Source organism: Aquisphaera insulae (genome assembly GCF_011064615.1).
GTDB lineage: Bacteria > Planctomycetota > Planctomycetia > Isosphaerales > Isosphaeraceae > Aquisphaera > Aquisphaera insulae.
Genome location: NZ_JAALJH010000001.1, coordinates 63,747 through 82,862, shown reverse-complemented (window position 1 = coordinate 82,862; position 19,116 = coordinate 63,747). Strand labels below are relative to the sequence as shown.

15 protein-coding genes are annotated in these 19,116 nt (G+C 67.0%); 10 read left to right on the top strand and 5 right to left on the bottom strand.

All coding sequences use genetic code 11. From position 1 onward, the window contains the following. Both G6O54_RS00305 and G6O54_RS00300 read right to left on the bottom strand, forming a co-directional pair. Positions 1-447, bottom strand: coding sequence for a hypothetical protein (locus G6O54_RS00305; protein ID WP_165219061.1), 447 nt, complete (start codon positions 445-447; stop codon positions 1-3). A 115-nt stretch (positions 448-562) separates the two neighbouring features. After that, positions 563-1,465, bottom strand: coding sequence for a class I SAM-dependent methyltransferase (locus G6O54_RS00300; RefSeq protein WP_250846632.1), 903 nt, complete (start codon positions 1,463-1,465; stop codon positions 563-565). Positions 1,466-1,636: 171 nt separating this feature from the next. Here G6O54_RS00300 and ispG point away from each other — a divergent pair, with 171 nt between their 5' ends. Beyond that, on the top strand, positions 1,637-2,806 hold the full coding sequence (ispG, locus tag G6O54_RS00295) for a flavodoxin-dependent (E)-4-hydroxy-3-methylbut-2-enyl-diphosphate synthase (RefSeq protein ID WP_165219059.1): 1,170 nt from the start codon (positions 1,637-1,639) through the stop codon (positions 2,804-2,806). Positions 2,807-2,828: 22 nt separating this feature from the next. Here ispG and G6O54_RS00290 read toward each other — a convergent pair whose 3' ends face one another. Continuing rightward, the gene (locus G6O54_RS00290; protein WP_165219057.1) at positions 2,829-4,340 is read right to left on the bottom strand and encodes a serine/threonine-protein kinase; all 1,512 of its coding nucleotides are present in this window, start codon (positions 4,338-4,340) and stop codon (positions 2,829-2,831) included. A 259-nt stretch (positions 4,341-4,599) separates the two neighbouring features. Here G6O54_RS00290 and G6O54_RS00285 point away from each other — a divergent pair, with 259 nt between their 5' ends. The 3 genes from G6O54_RS00285 (at position 4,600) to metG (ending at position 7,653) form a co-directional block, all read left to right on the top strand. Next, positions 4,600-4,995 carry a DUF5658 family protein gene (locus tag G6O54_RS00285; RefSeq protein WP_165219055.1) on the top strand — a complete coding sequence of 132 codons (396 nt, stop codon included), beginning with the start codon at positions 4,600-4,602 and terminating at the stop codon, positions 4,993-4,995. Positions 4,996-5,223: 228 nt separating this feature from the next. Continuing rightward, positions 5,224-5,862: a PEP-CTERM sorting domain-containing protein gene (locus G6O54_RS00280; protein ID WP_165219053.1), complete on the top strand. Its 639-nt coding sequence runs from the start codon at positions 5,224-5,226 to the stop codon at positions 5,860-5,862. Positions 5,863-6,057: 195 nt separating this feature from the next. Continuing rightward, positions 6,058-7,653 (top strand): methionine--tRNA ligase, encoded by a 1,596-nt coding sequence (metG, locus tag G6O54_RS00275; protein WP_165219051.1) that lies wholly within the window; start codon positions 6,058-6,060, stop codon positions 7,651-7,653. A gap of 24 nt (positions 7,654-7,677) precedes the next feature. Here the strand turns inward: metG and G6O54_RS00270 are convergent, their stop codons facing one another. Continuing rightward, positions 7,678-8,454 (bottom strand): class I SAM-dependent methyltransferase, encoded by a 777-nt coding sequence (locus G6O54_RS00270; RefSeq protein WP_165219049.1) that lies wholly within the window; start codon positions 8,452-8,454, stop codon positions 7,678-7,680. Between the two features lie 67 nt (positions 8,455-8,521). Then, positions 8,522-10,819 (bottom strand): CehA/McbA family metallohydrolase, encoded by a 2,298-nt coding sequence (locus G6O54_RS00265; RefSeq protein ID WP_165219047.1) that lies wholly within the window; start codon positions 10,817-10,819, stop codon positions 8,522-8,524. Between the two features lie 320 nt (positions 10,820-11,139). Here G6O54_RS00265 and G6O54_RS00260 point away from each other — a divergent pair, with 320 nt between their 5' ends. From G6O54_RS00260 to G6O54_RS00235, 6 genes are all read left to right on the top strand, one after another. Next, positions 11,140-12,180: a DUF1559 domain-containing protein gene (locus tag G6O54_RS00260; protein ID WP_165219045.1), complete on the top strand. Its 1,041-nt coding sequence runs from the start codon at positions 11,140-11,142 to the stop codon at positions 12,178-12,180. Positions 12,181-12,435: 255 nt separating this feature from the next. Then, a complete protein-coding gene (locus G6O54_RS00255) occupies positions 12,436-13,728 on the top strand; it encodes an AsmA-like C-terminal region-containing protein (protein WP_165219043.1) in 1,293 nt (430 codons plus the stop codon). A 393-nt stretch (positions 13,729-14,121) separates the two neighbouring features. After that, a complete protein-coding gene (locus G6O54_RS00250) occupies positions 14,122-16,653 on the top strand; it encodes an ATP-dependent Clp protease ATP-binding subunit (protein ID WP_165219041.1) in 2,532 nt (843 codons plus the stop codon). A gap of 150 nt (positions 16,654-16,803) precedes the next feature. Beyond that, on the top strand, positions 16,804-17,295 hold the full coding sequence (locus G6O54_RS00245; RefSeq protein ID WP_165219039.1) for a hypothetical protein: 492 nt from the start codon (positions 16,804-16,806) through the stop codon (positions 17,293-17,295). Positions 17,296-17,349: 54 nt separating this feature from the next. Further along, positions 17,350-18,174, top strand: coding sequence for an SAM-dependent methyltransferase (locus tag G6O54_RS00240; RefSeq protein ID WP_165219037.1), 825 nt, complete (start codon positions 17,350-17,352; stop codon positions 18,172-18,174). Positions 18,175-18,188: 14 nt separating this feature from the next. Further along, the gene (locus G6O54_RS00235) at positions 18,189-19,061 is read left to right on the top strand and encodes a cyanophycinase (RefSeq protein ID WP_165219035.1); all 873 of its coding nucleotides are present in this window, start codon (positions 18,189-18,191) and stop codon (positions 19,059-19,061) included. Positions 19,062-19,116: the final 55 nt, after the last annotated feature.

Sequence of the window (19,116 nt, the reverse complement as noted above, 5' to 3'; positions counted from 1 at the left end):
TCAATCGTCCGAGAACATGACCAGCAAGATGCCCACGCCATAGCCGATGACGGCCAGCACGACCCCCGCGACGATGGTCCTCGTCACCGTCGAGCATGCGAATACGATGGCCTTGCTTCGAGGCGAGTCTACCGAACTCTTTTTTGATCTGAGCATCCTTTTCAGCCCGATGGACAGTCCCGCCACTGCCAGGAAGGAGGAGAGCGTCGCTACGAACACGGGACTCTGGCGATTCCAGGCGATGTCCCTCTCGTAGTCCCTCTCGAACGAGGCCCGCATGGCAGGATCATCCGTAGTTCTAGGTTTATAGGCGTTAACATGATAGACAAATAGATGTGCGATACCGAAGAAACTGGCCCATGCGATGGCGAGTATCGCCAGCAGGGCCATGAACCCCCGCACCATAGAACGCAGCCGTTTCCCAGCCTGGCGGGATTGGTTCGTCACGTTGATCGCCTCCGGCTCCCTCGGGCGCCTTCGATTGGATCGCTTACGGGACCATCCGTGTCGGAGCTTGCTCGTGCGGAATATGTCCCTTGTATACGACACGATTGTCAGCCGCTCATGAATCGATTCGCTCGCATCCATAGACCTGGGCCAGGTCGTCGTCCCGGACCGGACCGAAGTGGACGGTCAGCTCGAATCCGGCGGCCCTCAGGATCTCCGGCAGATCCGCCCCGAACTCGGTGAAGACGAGGTAGCCCACGTCGCCGCCGGGATGGTGGATCGAGGCCGCGAGGTGCTTGATCGACCCGTCGGGTCGCAGCTCGGCTCGCGAGAATGTCCTCGGCTCATCGGGCAGTACGGGGATCGTGAAGATGTGCCGGCCGCCGGGGACGAGGACGCGGCGGATCTCGCCGAGGGCCGCGTCCAGGTCCGGCACATGCTCCAGGGACTCGGAGGTCAGCACCAGGTCGAAGCTCTCATCCCGGTAAGTCAACCGAGTCAGGTCCTCGGATCGAGTCCCCTCGACGATCTCGCCGGGCAAGGCACCGGGATGATAGTCGGATGAGGCGAAGTTCGGTAAGGCCCTGAGGACCTCGTGGATGCCGTCGATCCGGTTGATCTCGGCGACTCGCAGGCGGGCGGCCTCCGGAGATTTCACCCAGCCGGCCAGCGAACGGGCCGGGGCAGGGGGGCTGCCGACGGGAAAGGTCTCGAGGATCACCGAGGCCAGCCGCCGGGCTCGCAGCTTGGCGCCGCAACCGGCGCAGTCGGACGACTCCTTGCGGGCGAGCGCCGCCGCGAGCTCTGGCGTGAGTCCCCAGCGCTCGACCAGCTTCTCGGGGACGACTCGCCGGCGGTAGATCATCGGCCGGACCTTGCCGCAGACGGAGCATAAGGACGTGCTCCCCGACAGGATCGCGGCGGACTGTTCGCGGACGAGCCAGCCCAGGCGATGGGCCTCGTTCCAGATCGGGACCAGGACACGTTTGATCGGGCCCGGCATCGGCAGGCGTCCCATCTCCATCCTCCTCGATGATGACCGGATGGTATCGAAGCGGCCGGCGGAGGGACAGGCCCGACGCTCGCCATTGACCGACCGAGGCCTTCTGATTACAATAAATTGATGCGTCCGCGGCGCCGGTGACTCGGCGATAAGTCCGCCCAATCCAGGATTTTGGGACGAGCCTAGATGGCCTACTCCACGACCGTTACGCGTCACGCCACCCGGGAAGTCGGCCTCGGCGACCATGTCGTCGGCGGATCCAACCCGATCTGGGTCCAGTCGATGACGACGACGAACACCTTCGACGCCGAGGCGACGCTCGCCCAGATCCTCCGGCTCGAGGAGGCGGGCTGCGAGATCGTCCGCGTGACCGTCCCCAAGAAGGAGGACGTCGAGGGCTGCAAGGCAATCCGCGACCACATCAAGATCCCGCTGATCGCCGACATCCACTACGATTACCGAATGGCCCTGGCCTGCCTGGAGGCTCGCACGCCCTCCGGACGCAGGGCGGTGGACAAGATCCGGATCAACCCCGGCAACATCGGCGGCGAGGAGCGGTTCAAGGAGGTCGTGCGCAAGGCCCGCGATGCCGGCGTGCCGATGCGGATCGGCGTCAATTCCGGCAGCCTGGAGAAGGACCTGATCGACAAGTACGGCTTCCCCTGCCCGGAGGCCATGGTCGAGAGCGCCCTGCGGCACATCGAGACCGCGGAGGGCCTCGGCTACAAGCTGATGATCGTCAGCCTGAAGGCCAGCCACGTCCCCACGGCCGTCGAGTGCTACACCCAGTACGCCGCGAAATGCGATTATCCGACTCATGTGGGCATCACCGAGGCCGGTTCCAGGGAATACGGCACGCTCAAGAGCGCCGCGGGGATCGGCTCGATCCTGCTGCGGGGGGTGGGCGACACGATCCGGGTCTCGCTCCTGGGCGATCCGGTGCCGGAGATCGCGGCCGGTTTCGACATCCTCCGCGCCTGCGACCGCCGGGTGACCCAGCCCGAGGTCGTCGCCTGCCCGACGTGCGGCCGGCTCGACATCGACCTCGAGCGGATCGTCGCCGAGGTCGAGGAGAAGATGAAGGGGCTCACGAACCCGCTGCGGATCAGCATCCTCGGCTGCCGGGTGAATGGCTTCGGCGAGGCCAAGGAGGCCGACATCGGCATCGCCGCAGGCGCGGGCAAGGGGATCATCTTCAAGCGCGGGGTTCCCATCCGGCAGGTCAACGAGGCGGAGATGGTCCAGGCCCTCCTCGAGGAGGTCGAGCGGTTCGAGGAAGAGACTCAGCCGCTCGCCTCGTTCGTCGAGAAGGAGAAGCAGCGGCAGGCGAAGAACGTGCTGCCGGTGTTGAACTGACGCCGATCAGGCCGCGGGTGTCTCATCGCCTCCGCCGGCCGATCAGCCAGCCGAGGACGAGCGCGACGGCCAGCCCCGCCAGCCCCAGGAGGAGTCGCCGGCGTCTCCCGCGGCGGCGGATGACGCTTGGCGTCTCCAGGCGAGTCTCGTTCTCCCCCTTGCGACGGACGTAGACGTTCGAGACGTCCCTGTTCCGGTTCGACGGCGCGGGCTCGCTCATCGATCGGTCGACGAGTCCGTAGATCGACTCCGGGTCGAACCGATCCTCGTTTCGAGGAGGGCGGCTGGCCGGTTGCTTGCCCGTCGACGCGGCTCGCGCCCGGCGCTTGCCCTTCGATCCTTCGAGGCCCGCGATGACCTCGGCCATGGATTGGGGACGGACCGCGACGGACTTGCCCATCATCCGGCAGAAGAAGTCATCGAGCGGCACCGGGACATCGTCGCGCTGGTTTCGCAGCGACGGGATGGGTCGCTCGCGATGGCCGAGCATCCGCTCCATGAACGACTTGCCGCCGTATGGGGCACGGCCGGTGAGGAGGTAGTGGAGCGTGCAGCCGAGCGAGTAGACGTCGGATCGGGGGTCGGCCAGGCGGGGGTCGTAGGCCTGCTCCGGGGCCATGTAGTCCACGGTACCGACGATGACTCCGCTGACCGTCAGGTCGGTCTCGGAGCCGTCTCCGGGCGAGCTCTCGATCCCCTGGCTCACGCGGGCCAGGCCCAGGTCCAGGACCTTCACGACGCCGGATCGCTCCAGGAGCAGGTTCGCCGGCTTGATGTCGCGGTGGATGATGCCGCGGTCGTGGGCCTCCTTCAGGCCGCGAGCCGCCTGGATCACGCAGTCGACGGCCCGCCCGACGGTCATCGACCCGCTCTCCCGGACGGCACGGGCGAGGTCCCGGCCGTCCACGTATTCCATGACCAGGAAGAGGAGGCCGCGCGTCTCGCCGGAGTCGAGCGCGGTGACGATGTTGGGATGACTCAGTCGCGCGACGGCCGCGACCTCGCGGCGGAACCGGGCGACGGCCGCGCTGTCCCGGCTGATGGAGGGGGACAGCAGCTTGAGCGCGAGCTCGGCCGTGGTGCGCGGATGACGGACCCGGAAGACCAGCCCCATCCCACCCGCGCCGATCTTGTCGACGACGACGTAGTCCCCGATCACCAGCCCGCGCGTCTTCCCCTGGCGGATCGCGGCGACCTGGTAGGGCGTGAGCTTCCTCAGTCGGACGAGCTCGCTCGCGAGCCGACTCAGCTCCAGCGACGATCCCGGGCCGACCAGTCGATCTCTCAACGCCGCCAGGTCCGCGGCGGGGACGAGGCCCTTCTCGAGGATGATCCGCAGGAACTGGCGCGAATCGTTGATGATCGTCGTCGGCGGGGACATCGCCCGAGCTTCCGACCCCCCTGGAGGGGGCGATTCCGCCTCGTAGCGGAGCGTGTCGGTCTCGTCCAGGGCGTAGTCGGACAGGTCCGCCGGTGGCGAATCGGCGGGATCCCGCTCCGGACGTCCGGGACGGACTGGCTCGGTTGGCCGCATGAATCCCCCGCGACGCGACGCGTGAATGAGGGCCGCGAACAAGTTGCACCAGGCCACGATACGGCAGATTTCGAGCACCCGGCAATCCGGCTCTCGGGATTTCCGGGGCGTCGCAAGTCCCATCGACCGTTCTCCATCAGATTGACCCGTCGATGGGTCACGACCTACCATGCTCGGTCGAGGATTCCCGTCCCCCACCGTCGGTGCGGTCCGTGGAGGCCGTCCCGACGTCGATCCCCGACGATCCCGAGGTCGATCCATGGAGATCCCCGAACAAGCCCGAGCCAAGAACCGGGGCCGCGTGCGACACCCGATCCTCGATGATGCTCGGGTGCAACGCCCGGCGGTTGCGCTCCTCTTGCTGAGCGCCGGCGACCTGTTCATGACCTACCGACTCCTCCAGACGAGCCCGGCCTTCTACGAGTCGAACCCCGTCGCGAAGTGGTTCTTCACGCGGTGGAACATGGCGGGCATGGTCCTGTTCAAGTTCGCGGCCGTCGCCTTCGCGATCGTCGCCTGCGAGATCGTCGAGCGGAAGCGTCCGGGCCTGGGGAAGCTCGTCCTGATCCTGTCCTGCCTGGCGACCGTCTACGCGATCCAGACCGGGGTGAATCTCTACCCCGGGGGATTGCGTGCGCTCGCCGGGCTGGAATGAGGCCCATCCGGACCCTTCGATCCCTCGTCGGCAGGGGTCGAGATGAGGATCCGGGAGGTCTGGGATCTTGACGGCCCCGGCGCGCCCTCCTCGTGAACAAAATCCGAGTCGTGAGCACAATCGGCTCAACTTGCCCAATGTCGACTTCCGATAGGCATGTCTGTTCAGGAGGACGAGCAAGATTCGGGCATGCTCTCATGCCCCGACTTCACATAAGTCTGGTGACGCATGGATGCGGACAGAATCGCACGGAGGCTGGCATCGGGCCGGGGCACCCGGTTCGTCCTGATGCTGGCCGGGGCCTGGGCGATCGGCACGGGTAACGGTCGCGTCGAGGCGGCTTCGCGGAAGTCGACGCTCAGCCCGCAGCAGGCCAGGGCCTTCGCGGCCTGGAACAACTACCTCGCGAAGGGGGAGACGACCTGGGCGTCGAATCGCCCTCCCGACTTCTCGCCGGCGGTCCGGAGCACGATCTGGCAGATCGTGAAATCGGGCACGCAGGGCGAGCAGCTCGCCAACCCGATGATCGAGTACCTGCTCTGGCGGCGGAGCCTCAACGTCAAGCGGTTCGCGACCTATCACCCCAACCTGTCTCCTCAACTGGCCAAACTGCTGAGGTCCCCGACACTCCCCTCCGGGGCACCCGGCCCCTTGCCGATCGATACCCCGGTGCCCCAGGCCGTGACGCCCCCCCCGCAGACGTTGACCCCGCCCTATTCCTCGGATCCGCTCCAGAACCCGGTCGGCCAGGACATCACGCCGGCCTCGGTACCGGAGCCGAATTCGGCCCTGCTGGCCCTCGGGATGGCGGGCGTGGGTCTCTGGTGGCGTCATCGGATGATCGAACGGCAGCAGCGGCAGGGCTGACCGCCACGGGCGGCGAAATCGCCCGACGGCGCGAGGCCTCATCTGGTAAGCTGTTCCCGGAGAGGGGCTCCCGGAACCCGGACACCGCCCACCGTGTCGGATCGGTGCGGGAGCCGGGCTCGTGGGCCCCCGGGGGCCGAGGGCCGTGGCTCGGTCGGATCGCCGCGAGCGGTATCGAGGAACGGAACGAAGACGATGGCGGATGCTTCCCGGTTCTACATCACGACGGCAATCGACTATCCCAACAGCCGGCCGCACATCGGCACCGCGTTCGAGAAGATCGGCGCGGACGTCCAGGCCCGATTCCGCAGGATGGAAGGCGCGTCGGTCCACTTCCTGATGGGCAACGACGAGAACACGATCAAGGTGACCCAGCGCGCCCGCGAGCTCGGCCAGGAGCCCAAGCCCTACGTCGACGACATGGCCCGCCAGTTCCAGGACGTCTGGAAGGCGCTGGACATCTCCAACGACGACTTCATCCAGACCAGCGAGGAGCGGCACCACCGCGGCTGCCAGGCCTTCATGCAGGTCGTCCACGACGCGGGCCACATCTACAAGGGGCTGTACAAGGGGCACTACTGCAACGGCTGCGAGTCCTTCAAGACGGAGAAGGAGGTCGCCGAGGGGAACGGCCGCTGCCCCAACCATCCCAACCAGGAGCTCCTGTTCCTGGAGGAGGAGAATTACTACTTCCGGCTCTCCTCGTTCCGCGAGAAGCTCCTGGCCCACTACGAGTCCCACCCGGAGTTCATCCAGCCCGAGAGCCGCCGCAACGAGATCCTGAGCCTGGTCCGCGAAGAGCTCCGGGACGTGGCCATCTCTCGCAGGGGATTCACCTGGGGCATCCCGGTCCCGTTCGACCCGGATCATACGATCTACGTCTGGTTCGACGCCCTCCTGAACTACGTGACGGCGGTCGGCTACGGCACGGATCCGGGGCGATTCCGATCGTACTGGCCTGCGGATGTTCACGTGATCGGCAAGGACATCACGCGATTCCACTGCGCGCTCTGGCCGGCCATGCTGATGGCGGCCGGGGTCGAGCTGCCCCGCAAGGTCTTCGGGCACGGCTTCGTCTTCCGCAAGAACGAGGCGACCGGCGAGGCGGAGAAGCTGAGCAAGAGCCTCGGGAACGTCGTCGAGCCGATGGAGCTGATCAGCAAGTTCTCGTCGGAGGGCTTCCGGTATTACTTCATGAGCCAGTGCCCCTTCGGAGGGGACGGCGAGTTCTCGTTCGAGCGGTTCGCGGACGTCTACAACAGCGGCCTCGCCAACAACCTGGGGAACCTCTACAGCCGCATCCTGACGATGTGCGCCAAGTACTTCCCGGACGGCCTCGGCGACAATGCCGGCGTCGACCTGGCCGCCTGGCGTGAAGGGCTGGACCTCGCGTCGCTGGTCGGCGAGCTCCGCGAGCGGATGGTCAACTTCGAGTACAACGTGGCCCTCCAGCGGATCTGGCTCGACGTGGTCGACCGGGCCAATCGCTACACCCAGGAGACCGAGCCGTTCAAGGTCGCGAAGACGGACCTCGAGGCGGCCCGGAAGATCCTGATCAACCTGGTGGAGTGGATCCGGGTCGCGGCCATCCTGATCAAGCCGTTCCTGCCCAGGACCGCGGAGACGTTCTACCGGGCGTTCAATTTCGAGGAGGCGACGCCCTGGGAGCAGGTCTCGTTCGCCACCGCCGCGACCCCGGCCCGGCCGCTGGACCTTCGCATCGAGGCCCCGCTGACCGGCGGCAAGCCGGCTCCCCTGTTCCCCAAGATCGACACCAAGAAGCCGGCGTGACCCATGCGAACGACCGGCGCGGGTTCAGGCCCGCGCCGGCTTCACCCCCTTCACGAAGCCCCGGACGCATTCGATCCGGATCGAGCCGTCGTCGAGCAGCGATGGCGTGAAGCCGCGGATCGGCGGGCCGTCGAGGATCATCCGGCGGACCTCCTCCTTGGGAAGCTCGGGCGTGCCGCGGTCGAACCATTCGTCGAAGTCGAGGACGAAGGGCTCCTCCAGGAAGTGGATCCGCTCCAGTCCCGCGCGGGCGAAGACGTCGATGAGCCCCCCGCCGGTCAGGTTTCGGGTGTGGGTGCCGTCCCTGGCCCGCTCGATGGCCTCGTGCCGCGCGGCAAGCTCCGGATCGGGATCGGTCAGGTGGTCGTTGAGGACGAGGACCGCGCCGGGCCGGAGCAGCGCCACCTGGCGGCGGACGAAGGTCATCGGGTCAACGACGTGGTGGAGGACGTATCGCGAGAGCGCCCCGTCGAACGGCGCCAGTCCGTCCAGGAGCGGGTCGTGGAGGGAGACCTGATGGAACTCCGCGGCGCCCGCCGGAGTGCCACAACGGTTGCGTGCCCGATCGATCATCTCGCGTGAAAGGTCGACGCCAACCACGCGATGGCCCGCCTGGACCAGGGCCGAGGCGACCAGCCCCGGCCCGCAGCCGGCGTCCAGGATGCGGCTCCCCGCGGGGAAGCCGCTGATCCGGATCAGGCGCTCGATCGCCAGCGGGTCGGTCTGCACGGGGGCCTTCTCGAAGAGGGACGCCTGGCCGTCGAATGCCTCGGACAGGGCCCTGTCGTGATCGAAGCTCATGCGCGAGATACCTCGAGTCGAAACGCTGCACGGAGGGGAGACGGAGCCGTCGAGCCGCGGACGGTCCTCAGTCCCCGACGGCCTCATCCCTGATCTTCGCATAGGACACCCTGGCCGCGTCGTAGGCTCGCTTGGCCTCGTCCCGATCCGCGGGGCGGATGGCGGTCTCCTTCTGGGCCCAGCACCGATCCACCGCCTTGAGGCACCAGTCCGCGGATGCCTTCGACGCGCGGATGGGCTTGTTACCGACGAGCACGAAGACCGGGTTGGTGTGCGACGACGGCAGGATCCGGAGCGCGATCCAGCTCGAGGCCTTGAGGGGGACGTCGAACGCGACGTCGCGGATCTCTCCGTCGGCGGGGACCTCCTTCCGGGCCACGGCCTTGCCGTTGACGATGACCTCCACGGGGACCGTGCGGGAGTCGCCGATCCGGGCCCGTTCCAGGTCCCAGTAGGGCTTCTCCGAGAGGGGGCGCTTGCGGATGGCCTTCGCCTCGGCGGTCGGGGTCGGGTCGAGGTAGGCGGCGACCTTGGCGCGGACCTTCACGTTGCCGGGAGCCACCAGCTTCAGCTCGCTGCCGTCCTCGCCGACGGCCCGGTCGTCGACGCGGAAATCGATCAGGTGGCTGCGGCCATCGCCGACGTACGACCGGCCGTCCTTGAGCCCCTGGCACCAGCGATCGAAATCGAGCTTCCCGTCGGCGAGCTTCACGTAGACACGCCCGAGCCCGACCCGCTCGCCGTAGATGCAGGGGAAGTCGGTCTCGCCGCTGATCCTCGCCCGGTAGCCGCAGTTGAGCGTGTGATACCAGACGTTCAACTCCCAGGGCGCCGGCGTGTCCACCGTCGAGATAAAGTCGACCGCGTCGTGGACGACGTCCACGACATATTCATTGGCCCCGATCCCGTCGAACGGGGGGAGCTCCAGGGACGGGATCTCGTCGGTGGAGATCCGCAGGCCCCACCCGGAGTGCGAGAAGCCGACGACGCCTCCCTGGGACTTGCCCCATTTCAGGACGGGCAGGTCCCAGCTCGGCCATTGCTCGATCCGGGTCGTCCCCGGATAGTCGTCCTCCTTGAGCCGGAGGAGGCACAGGTGGCCGGCGTGCGAGGACGGGAAGCCCGAGACCTCGATGTCGTAGCGCATGACGTTTTCGGCCGTGGAGAGGGTGTTCGTCTTCCCCTCGAAGAACTGCTTCTGGTAGTACCAGCAAGGGCCCCAGGCCAGGACGCAGCCGACGTCCAGATCCTCGCCGATGATGTGCCGCCACATGTCCTCGGGCTTCACCCCTTCGGAAGGGCTCTCGTAATGGCCGCAGCCGGCCGCGTGGATGTGATGGTCGCCGGAGAACCAGCCCTGCTCCGCGACGTGGATCCAGCGCTCGAGGCGGAATGACTCGGACTGCCCGCTGCCCGGTTTGACCGTGATCGACTTCTTGAGCGTCCGGTATTCGGGCCCTCGAGTGTATTCGACCTCGTAGCGGCCGGGCGGCAGCGTGATGGTCTCGCCGTCCTTGCGGTAGATCTGGGGATGGAAGTAGAAGTCGGGCGCGAGCCGGCGGCCGGCGGAAGGATGGACCCGCCCCTGGCCGTCCCGGATCAGGAACGAGGCCATCGCCGGTCGGCCGTCCACGTCGCGGACCTCCAGCGTCACGGGGACGGCGGGATCGATCGTGAAGAGGATGTCGACGTCGCTCCGGAATCCCAGGTCCTGGGAGCCCTGGCCGACGTTGAAGCTGATCCGGGCCTCGCGGCGGCCGGCGTCACGGCTGTAGACCTCGATGATCCGGTACTCGAGCAGCAGGCCGCTCAGCTCGGGCTTGAGGGGGCGGGACTGGAACATCGCCACGTCCATCCAGCGCTGGAGGATCGCGCCGGGCGCGACCGAGGGCTTCGGCTCGGCGCTCCCCGTCGAGGGCCGGAAGACCGGGGCGGCGTTGGGGCTGCTCGCCGCCAGCTCGGCGGTGACGCCGGCCCCGTTCTGGACCTTGACCAGGAAGGCCGACCAACCGTTCTGCACGAGCCGAGCGGGCGCCGGACCCTGGGTCGATTTCACCCGGCTCTCGGCGTTGATCTCGATGCCGATCAGGCAATGAGCGTCCAGGACCTGCTGGATCGCCCGGACGCTCGCCTCCGGGTCGCTCCCCTCGATCGCCCGGAAGAGCCGCTCCCTGTCCTTCGGCGGGAGCGGCCTGCCGAGCATCTCGAGGGCGTCGGCGACGCGTCGCGCCTGGGCCGAAAGGGGCTGGAATTCGACCCCGGGCACCAGGGGAAGCCGCTCCGCCGACGCGGGCGGCGGCGCGGCGAGGACCAGGGCCAGGGAGAGCAGGAAGGCAGGGAGCGGCGTCCAGGCTGGGCAGTCCATGGTCAAGTCCTCGTCCGATCGAGATGGGGAGTGTCGGCCGCGAACCGGGTCGCGATGAACGGCTCGAATCGGTCCATTGAAGTCCGACGGAAGCAAGAAGGCAAGCAGGGGGTCCTAATCCGCCGTCCGGACTCGATGCAAGACGAAAGTAGACAATTCGATGAATCAACCCGTTGACAGGAGCACTCCCCGCTTCGTATTTCTACGGATGCAGTTCCCCACCAGAGAATCTAATCTCAGCTTCCTGCAGGGCGGGTTCATCGGTGAGCCCCAATCCGACGTCGGTCTACTTCCTCTCAGCCGTACCAGGGAGTCCTCGTATGAGCGCTTCGCGCCGCGCCTTCACACTGATCGAGCTGCTGGTCGTCATTGCCATCATCGCGGTCCTCATCGCCCTGCTGCTGCCCGCGGTCCAGTCCGCCCGCGAGGCGGCCCGGCGCATCCAGTGCGTCAACAACCTGAAGCAACTGGGACTGGCCTTTCACAACTATCTGAACACCCACAACAGCCTCCCCCCGGGGCGGATCTGGGCCCCGAGGCCGACCAAGTCCAGCACCGACTTCCCGACCATCTTCGCCGGCGTTCAGAACACGACCTGGTTCACGCTCATGCTCCCGCTCGTCGAGCAGTCGAACCTCTCGAACTCGTTCAACTTCACCCTGGGGGCGGAGGGGTACTACGGGGCCGGCCTGGCGGCGGCGGCCGGCTTCTTCGCCAACTCCACGGTCAGCGCGACCAAGATCTCCGGATTCCAGTGCCCGAGCGACCGCGAGGAGCAGTTCCAGATCGCGACCTCCTACGCGGGTGGACTGCTCAGCGGACCGATCCTGACCAAGGGGAACTACGCGGTCAGTTGGGGGAACACGGACTGGGGCGCGGCCCACAGTTCGGGCCTGGGGAGCCAGTACATGCGATCCGCCTTCGGTCACGACGGCAACATCTCGATCGCGGCGATCACCGACGGGACGAGCAACACCGTGTTCACCGCGGAGGTCCTCCAGGGGGCGAAGAACGACATCCGCGGCGTCATGTGGTCGATCGTGCCCGGCGGCTCGTCGTTCATGACGCGTTTCACGCCGAACGGGTTGAAGGATTACCTGAACATCGTCAACGGCGGCGATTACCTCAACAACGACCCCGGACTCTTCTGCACCAGCGAGCCGGTCCTGCAGATGCCCTGCTTCCCGGGCGCGGGCGATCACGAGGCCTTCTCCGGATCGCGGAGCCGACACCCTGGCGGCGTCAACGCCGGCATGGGCGACGGCTCCGTCAGGTTCATCAAGAACTCGATCGCCGCCCCGATCTGGATCGGCATCAATACCATCTCCGGCGGCGAGGTCATCAGCGGCGACGCGCTCTGACCCGCGCCCGGACTTCCGGTCCACACCGGCCCGGCCATCGACCCACGATTGGGTGGAATGGCCGGGCCGTCGTCTTCGTGCCCGGCTCTCGGCGTACTGTCCTTGCGACACCGGCGAGATTGGAGTATGTTCCCCGCGCGAAGGGTTGCCGGGCTGGACGGGCGGGGATTCCCCGCCTCGGGCCAACGCTCGGCGCCGGCCATGATGGCCCCGGATGCGGACGGTGGTCCGCCCGCGGGACCAGGGAGGAACCCGTTGAAACGCCGCCAGTTTTGCTTGCTGGGATGGCTGACGGTCGTGGGGCTGGCCCTGTCGCCATTCCTGCTCTGGGTCCTCATCGTCCTGGTGGCCCCCACGAGCTGGGCTCGACGGCATGTCGTCGCCGCCCTCGAGAAGAGGAGCGGCCGGAAGGTGGAGCTCGATGGCCTGAGCGTCTGCCTGGCCGGCAACATCGAGCTCTGCGGGCTCCGGGTGGCCGCACCCGGGCGGAGCGACAAGCCCTGGCTCGACGCCCGGAGCGTCCGGCTCAACGTCAGCCTCTTCCAGCTCCTTTGCGGCAAGTTCAATCCGACCTACCTGGAAGTCGACGACGCGACCCTCCGCGTCCTGCGGAAGTCCGACGGCACCCTCGAAATTGCCGAAACGACCCGGAAGACACCCGGGCCGATCTCCCGCGCCATCCGGGATCCCGAAGCCGCGGGCCCGGCATGCCTCGACGCCCGGCTTCGCGGCCTTCGGCTCGAGGTGATCGACGAGCCGGACGGCACGGCCCTCTCGTTGCAAGATGTCGCCGGAGAAGGGACATGGGTGCGCGATTCGGGGCTCTCGACGAATTTGTTCGGGCACTGGAATGGCGGGACCTTTCAGCTCAGCGCGAAGCTCGATTCTTCGGAGAACACGCCCAGCTTCGAGGGGGAGCTGCGGGCCAATGACGTGATCCTGGATGAGCGGATGAACCTGCTGGCCTACGCGGTCCCCGTCCTGGCGGGGAAGGAGGCACAGGTCCAGGGGAGGATGGCCGTCGATCTCTACCTCCGCGGCCGAGGCTCCAGCGGGCCGGAGATCGCCGCGTCGCTCGTCGGTCATGGTCATGCGGCCATCGACCCGGTGGACCTGGAAGGCACGCCTTTCATGGTCGAGCTCGGCAAGCTCCTCAAGGGGCGGATCGCGGAGAAGACCGGCTCGCTCCGGACCGACTTCATCGTCCAGTCGAACCGGGTCACGACCGAACGGATGGAGCTGTCCGTCGGCAAGCTCCCGGTCCTGATCTCGGGTTGGACCGACTTCTCCGGCAGCCTCGACTACCTGGTCAAGCTGGACGGGGTCGCCGACCGCCTCCCGACCAGGGCCAGACGCCTGATCCAGCGGCTTGACGTGGATCTCGAGGAGCTGGCGACGATCCGGCTGACCGGCGACATGAACCAGGTTCGGGTCAGCCTCAATACCGCCGACGGCTCGGCGACGCCGATCCCGGAGGCCGTCGGCCCGGAGGATCGCGAGCGACTCCGCATGCTCGGGCGGCAAATCCGGGAGAAGGTCCTGAGGTAGAAGATGCCGTCCCGGGGCGGTGCCTCCACGCTTTATCGCCAGGCCTGACTCCATGATCCATCGACCGACGGCCCCCTCCTGGGGTGGTTCTTGGGCTGCGGTCCTTGCCTTTATGAAATCGCGGCGAAAGATGATCTTGGGCGGTCGGGGGTTGCAGGACGGCGGCTCCCCGTGGTTCTCTAGGACAAACCCGTGACCGGTTTCGGGGGAGTCGAAGGGGCGACGGGACGGCCGGCGACCGGTTCGATGCATCTCGATTGGCCTCAACACGCGCCGGGCCTCGCGCATACAATGGAACTGGAGATTTCTCGGACCTAGCTCCCGTGGGGATCGGCAGTCGGACGGGCCGGTGCATGGCCGCTCGCTGAGGAATGTCGGATCGGAGTAGACCGAATGTTTGAACGCTTCACCGATCGTGCTCGCAAGGTGATGCAACTGGCCAACCAAGAGGCCCAGCGCTTCAACCACGAGTACGTCGGAACCGAACATGTCTTGCTCGGGCTGATCAAGGAGGGGAGCGGCGTCGCCGCGAACGTCCTTCGGAATCTGGACGTCGACCTCCGCAAGATCCGCAACGAGGTCGAGAAGATCGTCCAGGCCGGGCCCGAGATGGTCACCATGGGCAAGCTGCCCCAGACCCCTCGAGCCAAGAAGGTCATCGAGTACGCGATCGAGGAAGCCCGCAACCTGAACCACAACTACGTGGGGACCGAACACCTCCTGCTCGGGCTCCTGCGCGAGCAGGAGGGGGTGGCCGCCCAGGTTTTGATGAACCTGAACCTGAAGCTCGAAGAAGTCCGCGAGGAGGTGCTGAACTTGCTCGGTCACGGGATGGACGCTGGCGGCGAATCCGAACGCGGAGCCACGTCAAAAGGAAACAAGTCCAAGACTCCGGCCCTGGACTCTTTCGGGCGCGACCTGACCGATCTGGCTCGGCAAGCTAAGCTGGATCCCGTCATCGGCCGCCAAAACGAAATCGAGCGCGTGATCCAGGTGCTGTCGCGCCGCACCAAGAACAACCCGGTCCTCCTGGGTGAGGCGGGCGTGGGCAAGACGGCGATCGTCGAGGGCCTGGCCCAGATGATCGTCGACGGCAACGTCCCCGAGCTGCTCCGCGACCGGCGGATCGTGGTGCTGGACCTGGCGATGATGGTCGCCGGGACCAAGTACCGCGGCCAGTTCGAGGAGCGGATCAAGGCCGTCATGAACGAGGTCCGGCGTGCCAAGAACACGATCCTCTTCATCGACGAGCTGCACACGCTGGTCGGCGCCGGCGGCGCCGAGGGGGCGATCGACGCCTCCAACGTCCTCAAGCCGGCCCTCGCCCGCGGCGAGGTCCAGTGCATCGGGGCGACGACCCTGGACGAGTACCGCAAGTACATCGAGAAGGACGGCGCCCTCGAGCGGCGATTCCAGACGATCGTCGTCGAGCCCCCCAACAAGACCGAGGCCCTGGAGATCCTCCGCGGCCTCCGCGACCGCTACGAGGCCCACCACCGGGTGCAGATCACCGACGACGCCCTCGAGGCGGCCGTCGAGCTCTCCGACCGGTACATCACCGGCCGCTGCCTCCCCGACAAGGCCATCGACGTGGTCGACGAGTCGGGCGCCCGCGTCCGGCTCAAGGCGATGACCCGGCCGCCCGACCTGAAGGAGCTCGACGAGCAGATCGAGCGCCTCAATCAGGACAAGGAAGAGGCCGTCGCCAACCAGGATTTCGAGCGGGCCGCGTCCCTCCGCGACCAGGCCGACAAGCTCAAGAAGAAGAAGGAGACGATCACCCGCGAGTGGCGGGAACGCTCCAAGGAGGTCGACGGCACCGTGGATGAGGAGGTCATCGCCGAGGTCGTCAGCAAGATGACCGGCATCCCCCTCACCCGGCTCGAGACCGAGGAGACCGCCCGCCTCCTCAAGATGGAGGACGAGGTCAAGAAGAAGGTCATCTCCCAGGGCGAGGCCATCAAGCGGATCAGCGAGGCCGTCCGCCGCAGCCGCGCCGGGCTCAAGGACCCGAAGCGGCCGATCGGCAGCTTCGTCTTCGCCGGCCCGACCGGCGTCGGCAAGACCCACCTGGCCAAGGCCCTCGCCGAGTTCATGTTCGGCGACGCCGATGCCCTGATCCAGATCGACATGTCCGAGTACATGGAGAAGCACAACGTCTCCCGGCTCATCGGCGCCCCTCCCGGCTACGTGGGCTACGAGGAAGGGGGCCAGCTTACGGAGAAGATCCGCCGCCGGCCCTACGCCGTGGTCCTCCTCGACGAGATCGAGAAGGCCCACCCGGACGTCTACAACATGCTCCTCCAGATCATGGAGGAAGGCCGGCTGACCGACAGCTTCGGCCGCAACGTCGACTTCAAGAACACCATCATCATCATGACCACCAACGCCGGCGCCGAGGTGACCAGCGTCAACGCCGGCTTCGGCTTCGAACGGGGCCGCACCCTGGACGACGCCACGACCTACGAGCAGATGAAGGAGCGGCTCAAGGTCGCCATCGAGAAGTACTTCCGCCCCGAGTTCCTGAACCGGCTGGACGACGTCATCGTCTTCCACTCGCTGACCAAGGAAGACCTCAAGCGGATCGTCGACATCGAGCTCTCCAAGATCCGCGGCCGGATGGCCGACCGGGGCCTGGAGCTGGTCCTCACCGACGCGGCCAAGGACTACATCATCGTCAAGGGCTACAACCCCGACTATGGTGCCCGCCCGCTCCGCCGCGCGATCGAGAACATGATCGAGAACCCGCTCGCCGAGGAGCTCCTCCGGGGCGTCTTCACGGGCAAGGACACGATCATCGTCGATGCCGAGGGGGACGAGGAGAACCGCAAGCTCAAGTTCCAGGCCACCAGCAAGGCCGAATCCCAGGGCCCGGCCCTGGCCGGCGTCGGCGGCGAGTCGTCCGCCAAGGGGATCAGCGGCTGACGGCCGGACCTGCTTGCACCTAGTCGACCGCGAGATCAAGATGGGGCCTTCGGGCCCCATCTTCGTTTCCCGGCCGAGTCTCGCGAACCAGGTCTTCGCGGGCGTGTCTGCGGACTCGATGGGCCGCAGCGAACCACCCGGAGGGCCGTGATGGCCGAGCAGGAATCCGTGACCCTCGCCAAGGCAATCTCGATCAAGAATCGGCTGGCCGAGCGGCTCTCCCGGGCCCAAACCATCATCGAGGACTACAACAGCGTCCCCGTCGGCCAGTACGACCCGCAGGGTCGAGAGTCCGTCAACATTCGCGGCGAATACAACCAGTACCGCAAGCTCCAGGACGCCCTCATCGTCATCAAGGCGGTGATCCGGCGCGGCAACGAGCCGATCTATGAAGATGTGCTCCAGCTTGGAGAGCTCAAGAGCCTGATCAAGATGCTCAGCAGCCTGGAGACGCGGAACGGCACGGAGCCGGGCAGCAACGGCACCCAGGTCCGCTACGTCGCGGTCTTCGTGAAGCCCGAAGTCCTCTCGATGATCCGCGAGCTCGAGGTCCAGATCGACGTCATCCAGGATCGGATCAAGGAATTCCAGACCGCGACCCAGGTGGAGATCCCCGCGTGGATCCTCGCCCTGTCGCGGTGAGCGTCCCGCGGGAGCTGATCCCGACCACATCCACTTCGAGGAATCCTCCAACCCATGGCCGACGACCGCCTGATCTCCGCACGATTCCCGCGAGCCTCGGCCTATTCGCCCGACTGGGTCCTGAAGAACGCCGCCACCGGCTCGTCGAACCCGCTCTGGCTCGCCGAATGGCTGGCGGAGGGCATGGACCTGAAGCCCGGCATGCGGATCCTGGACCTCGGGTGCGGTCGCGCCGTCACCTCGATCTTCCTGGCTCGCGAGTTCTCGGTGCAGGTCTGGGCCACCGACCTCTGGTTCTCCGCCTCGGGGAATGCCCGCCGGATCAAGGACGCCGGCCTCGAGGATCGGGTCTTCCCGATCCACGCGGATGCCCGCTCGCTCCCCTTCGCCGGGGAGTTCTTCGACGCCATCTTCAGCGTCGACTCCTACTACTACTACGGCACCGACGACCTCTATCTCAATTACCTCGGCAGCTTCGTCAAGCCGGGCGGTCAGATTGGGATCGCGGGCGCCGGGCTCATCACCGAGATGACCTCCCCCGTGCCGCCGCACCTTGCTGGCTTCTGGACGAACGACCTCTGGTCGCTCCACTCCGCCTCCTGGTGGGGGCACCACTGGGAGAAGTCTGGCATCGTCTCCGTGGAGATCGCCGACAATCTCGAAGACGGCTGGCGTCGCTGGCTGGAGTGGCAGCGGCTGGTGGCCCCCGAGAATCGGCCCGAGATCGAGGCCGTCGAGGCCGACGCCGGGCGTCAGCTCGGCCACGTCCGCGTCGTCGGCAGGCGGAGGGCCGACGCGGCCTTTCAGGACTATTGCTGGCCGGATACGCTGAAGAGCTTCCCCGACTCGTACGAATCCCGGCCGCTCCTCCGCGAATGAGGTCTCGACGGTTCATGACGCTTTTTCCCTGTCTCCCTCCGCGCCTCTTCCGCCTCGTCTCCTTCCTCGCGATCGCGGGGCTCTGCTGTTCGCGGTCGGTCGCCGGAGGTGACCCTCCGCAGGTCGCGACCGCGGCCGAGCTTCGAGGCTCGCTGGTGATCGTCGGCGGCGGGGGAATGCCCGACTCCGTCCGGAGTGCCTTCCTCGAGAGGGCCGGTGGCAAGAAGGGGCGGCTGGTTGTCATCCCGACGGCCAGCGAGGATGCGGATGGCCCTCCCGCCGTCCGCGAGGAGTATCTCGATCCGTGGAAGAAGCACGGCCTCGAGTCGCTCACCCTCCTGCATACCCGGTCCCGCGAATCGGCCAATGCCCCCGGATTCGCCGAGCCGATCGACCGGGCCACCGCGGTCTGGGTCAGCGGGGGCGACCAGTCCCGGGTGACCGACGCCTATCTCGGGACGGCAGTCGAGAAAGCCCTCCGCGCCCTGCTCGACCGGGGCGGGGTCATCGGGGGGACCTCCGCCGGCGCGGCGATCATGTCGCGGGTGATGATCACGGGGGGGCGCGAGAAGGCCACGGTCGGCACGGGATTCGGTTTCCTCCCCGGGGCCGTCGTGGACCAGCACGCACTGCGGCGGAACCGCATACCCCGACTCCTCGGCGTCATGGCCGGCCATCCGTCCCTGTCGGGGATCGCGATCGACGAACGGACGGCCTTCGTCGTGGACCAGTCCCGTTGGCGGGTCGTCGGAGACTCCTACGTCGTCGTTTGCGGCCCTCGCGGCTCCGGCCCCGAATTGACCGTGAACGTCTATCATCACAACGATGAGGGAGTGCTCAAGGACGGCCTGCCCACGCTCACGAAGACGAAGTTCGAGGACGACTGAGGACCAGGTCCCGGGCCGGCGGGGCCACCCGTGGACGGGCCCCGCTCCCGAATCT

Coding starts and splice junctions, on each gene's coding strand:
- G6O54_RS00285 (WP_165219055.1), top strand. CDS start 4,600: ATGGAGATCCCCGAACAAGCCCGAGCCAAGAACCGGGGCCGCGTGCGA.
- G6O54_RS00270 (WP_165219049.1), bottom strand. CDS start 8,454: ATGAGCTTCGATCACGACAGGGCCCTGTCCGAGGCATTCGACGGCCAG.
- ispG (WP_165219059.1), top strand. CDS start 1,637: ATGGCCTACTCCACGACCGTTACGCGTCACGCCACCCGGGAAGTCGGC.
- G6O54_RS00240 (WP_165219037.1), top strand. CDS start 17,350: ATGGCCGACGACCGCCTGATCTCCGCACGATTCCCGCGAGCCTCGGCC.
- G6O54_RS00245 (WP_165219039.1), top strand. CDS start 16,804: ATGGCCGAGCAGGAATCCGTGACCCTCGCCAAGGCAATCTCGATCAAG.
- metG (WP_165219051.1), top strand. CDS start 6,058: ATGGCGGATGCTTCCCGGTTCTACATCACGACGGCAATCGACTATCCC.
- G6O54_RS00250 (WP_165219041.1), top strand. CDS start 14,122: ATGTTTGAACGCTTCACCGATCGTGCTCGCAAGGTGATGCAACTGGCC.
- G6O54_RS00280 (WP_165219053.1), top strand. CDS start 5,224: ATGGATGCGGACAGAATCGCACGGAGGCTGGCATCGGGCCGGGGCACC.
- G6O54_RS00290 (WP_165219057.1), bottom strand. CDS start 4,340: ATGCGGCCAACCGAGCCAGTCCGTCCCGGACGTCCGGAGCGGGATCCC.
- G6O54_RS00300 (WP_250846632.1), bottom strand. CDS start 1,465: ATGGGACGCCTGCCGATGCCGGGCCCGATCAAACGTGTCCTGGTCCCG.
- G6O54_RS00235 (WP_165219035.1), top strand. CDS start 18,189: ATGACGCTTTTTCCCTGTCTCCCTCCGCGCCTCTTCCGCCTCGTCTCC.
- G6O54_RS00265 (WP_165219047.1), bottom strand. CDS start 10,819: ATGGACTGCCCAGCCTGGACGCCGCTCCCTGCCTTCCTGCTCTCCCTG.
- G6O54_RS00260 (WP_165219045.1), top strand. CDS start 11,140: ATGAGCGCTTCGCGCCGCGCCTTCACACTGATCGAGCTGCTGGTCGTC.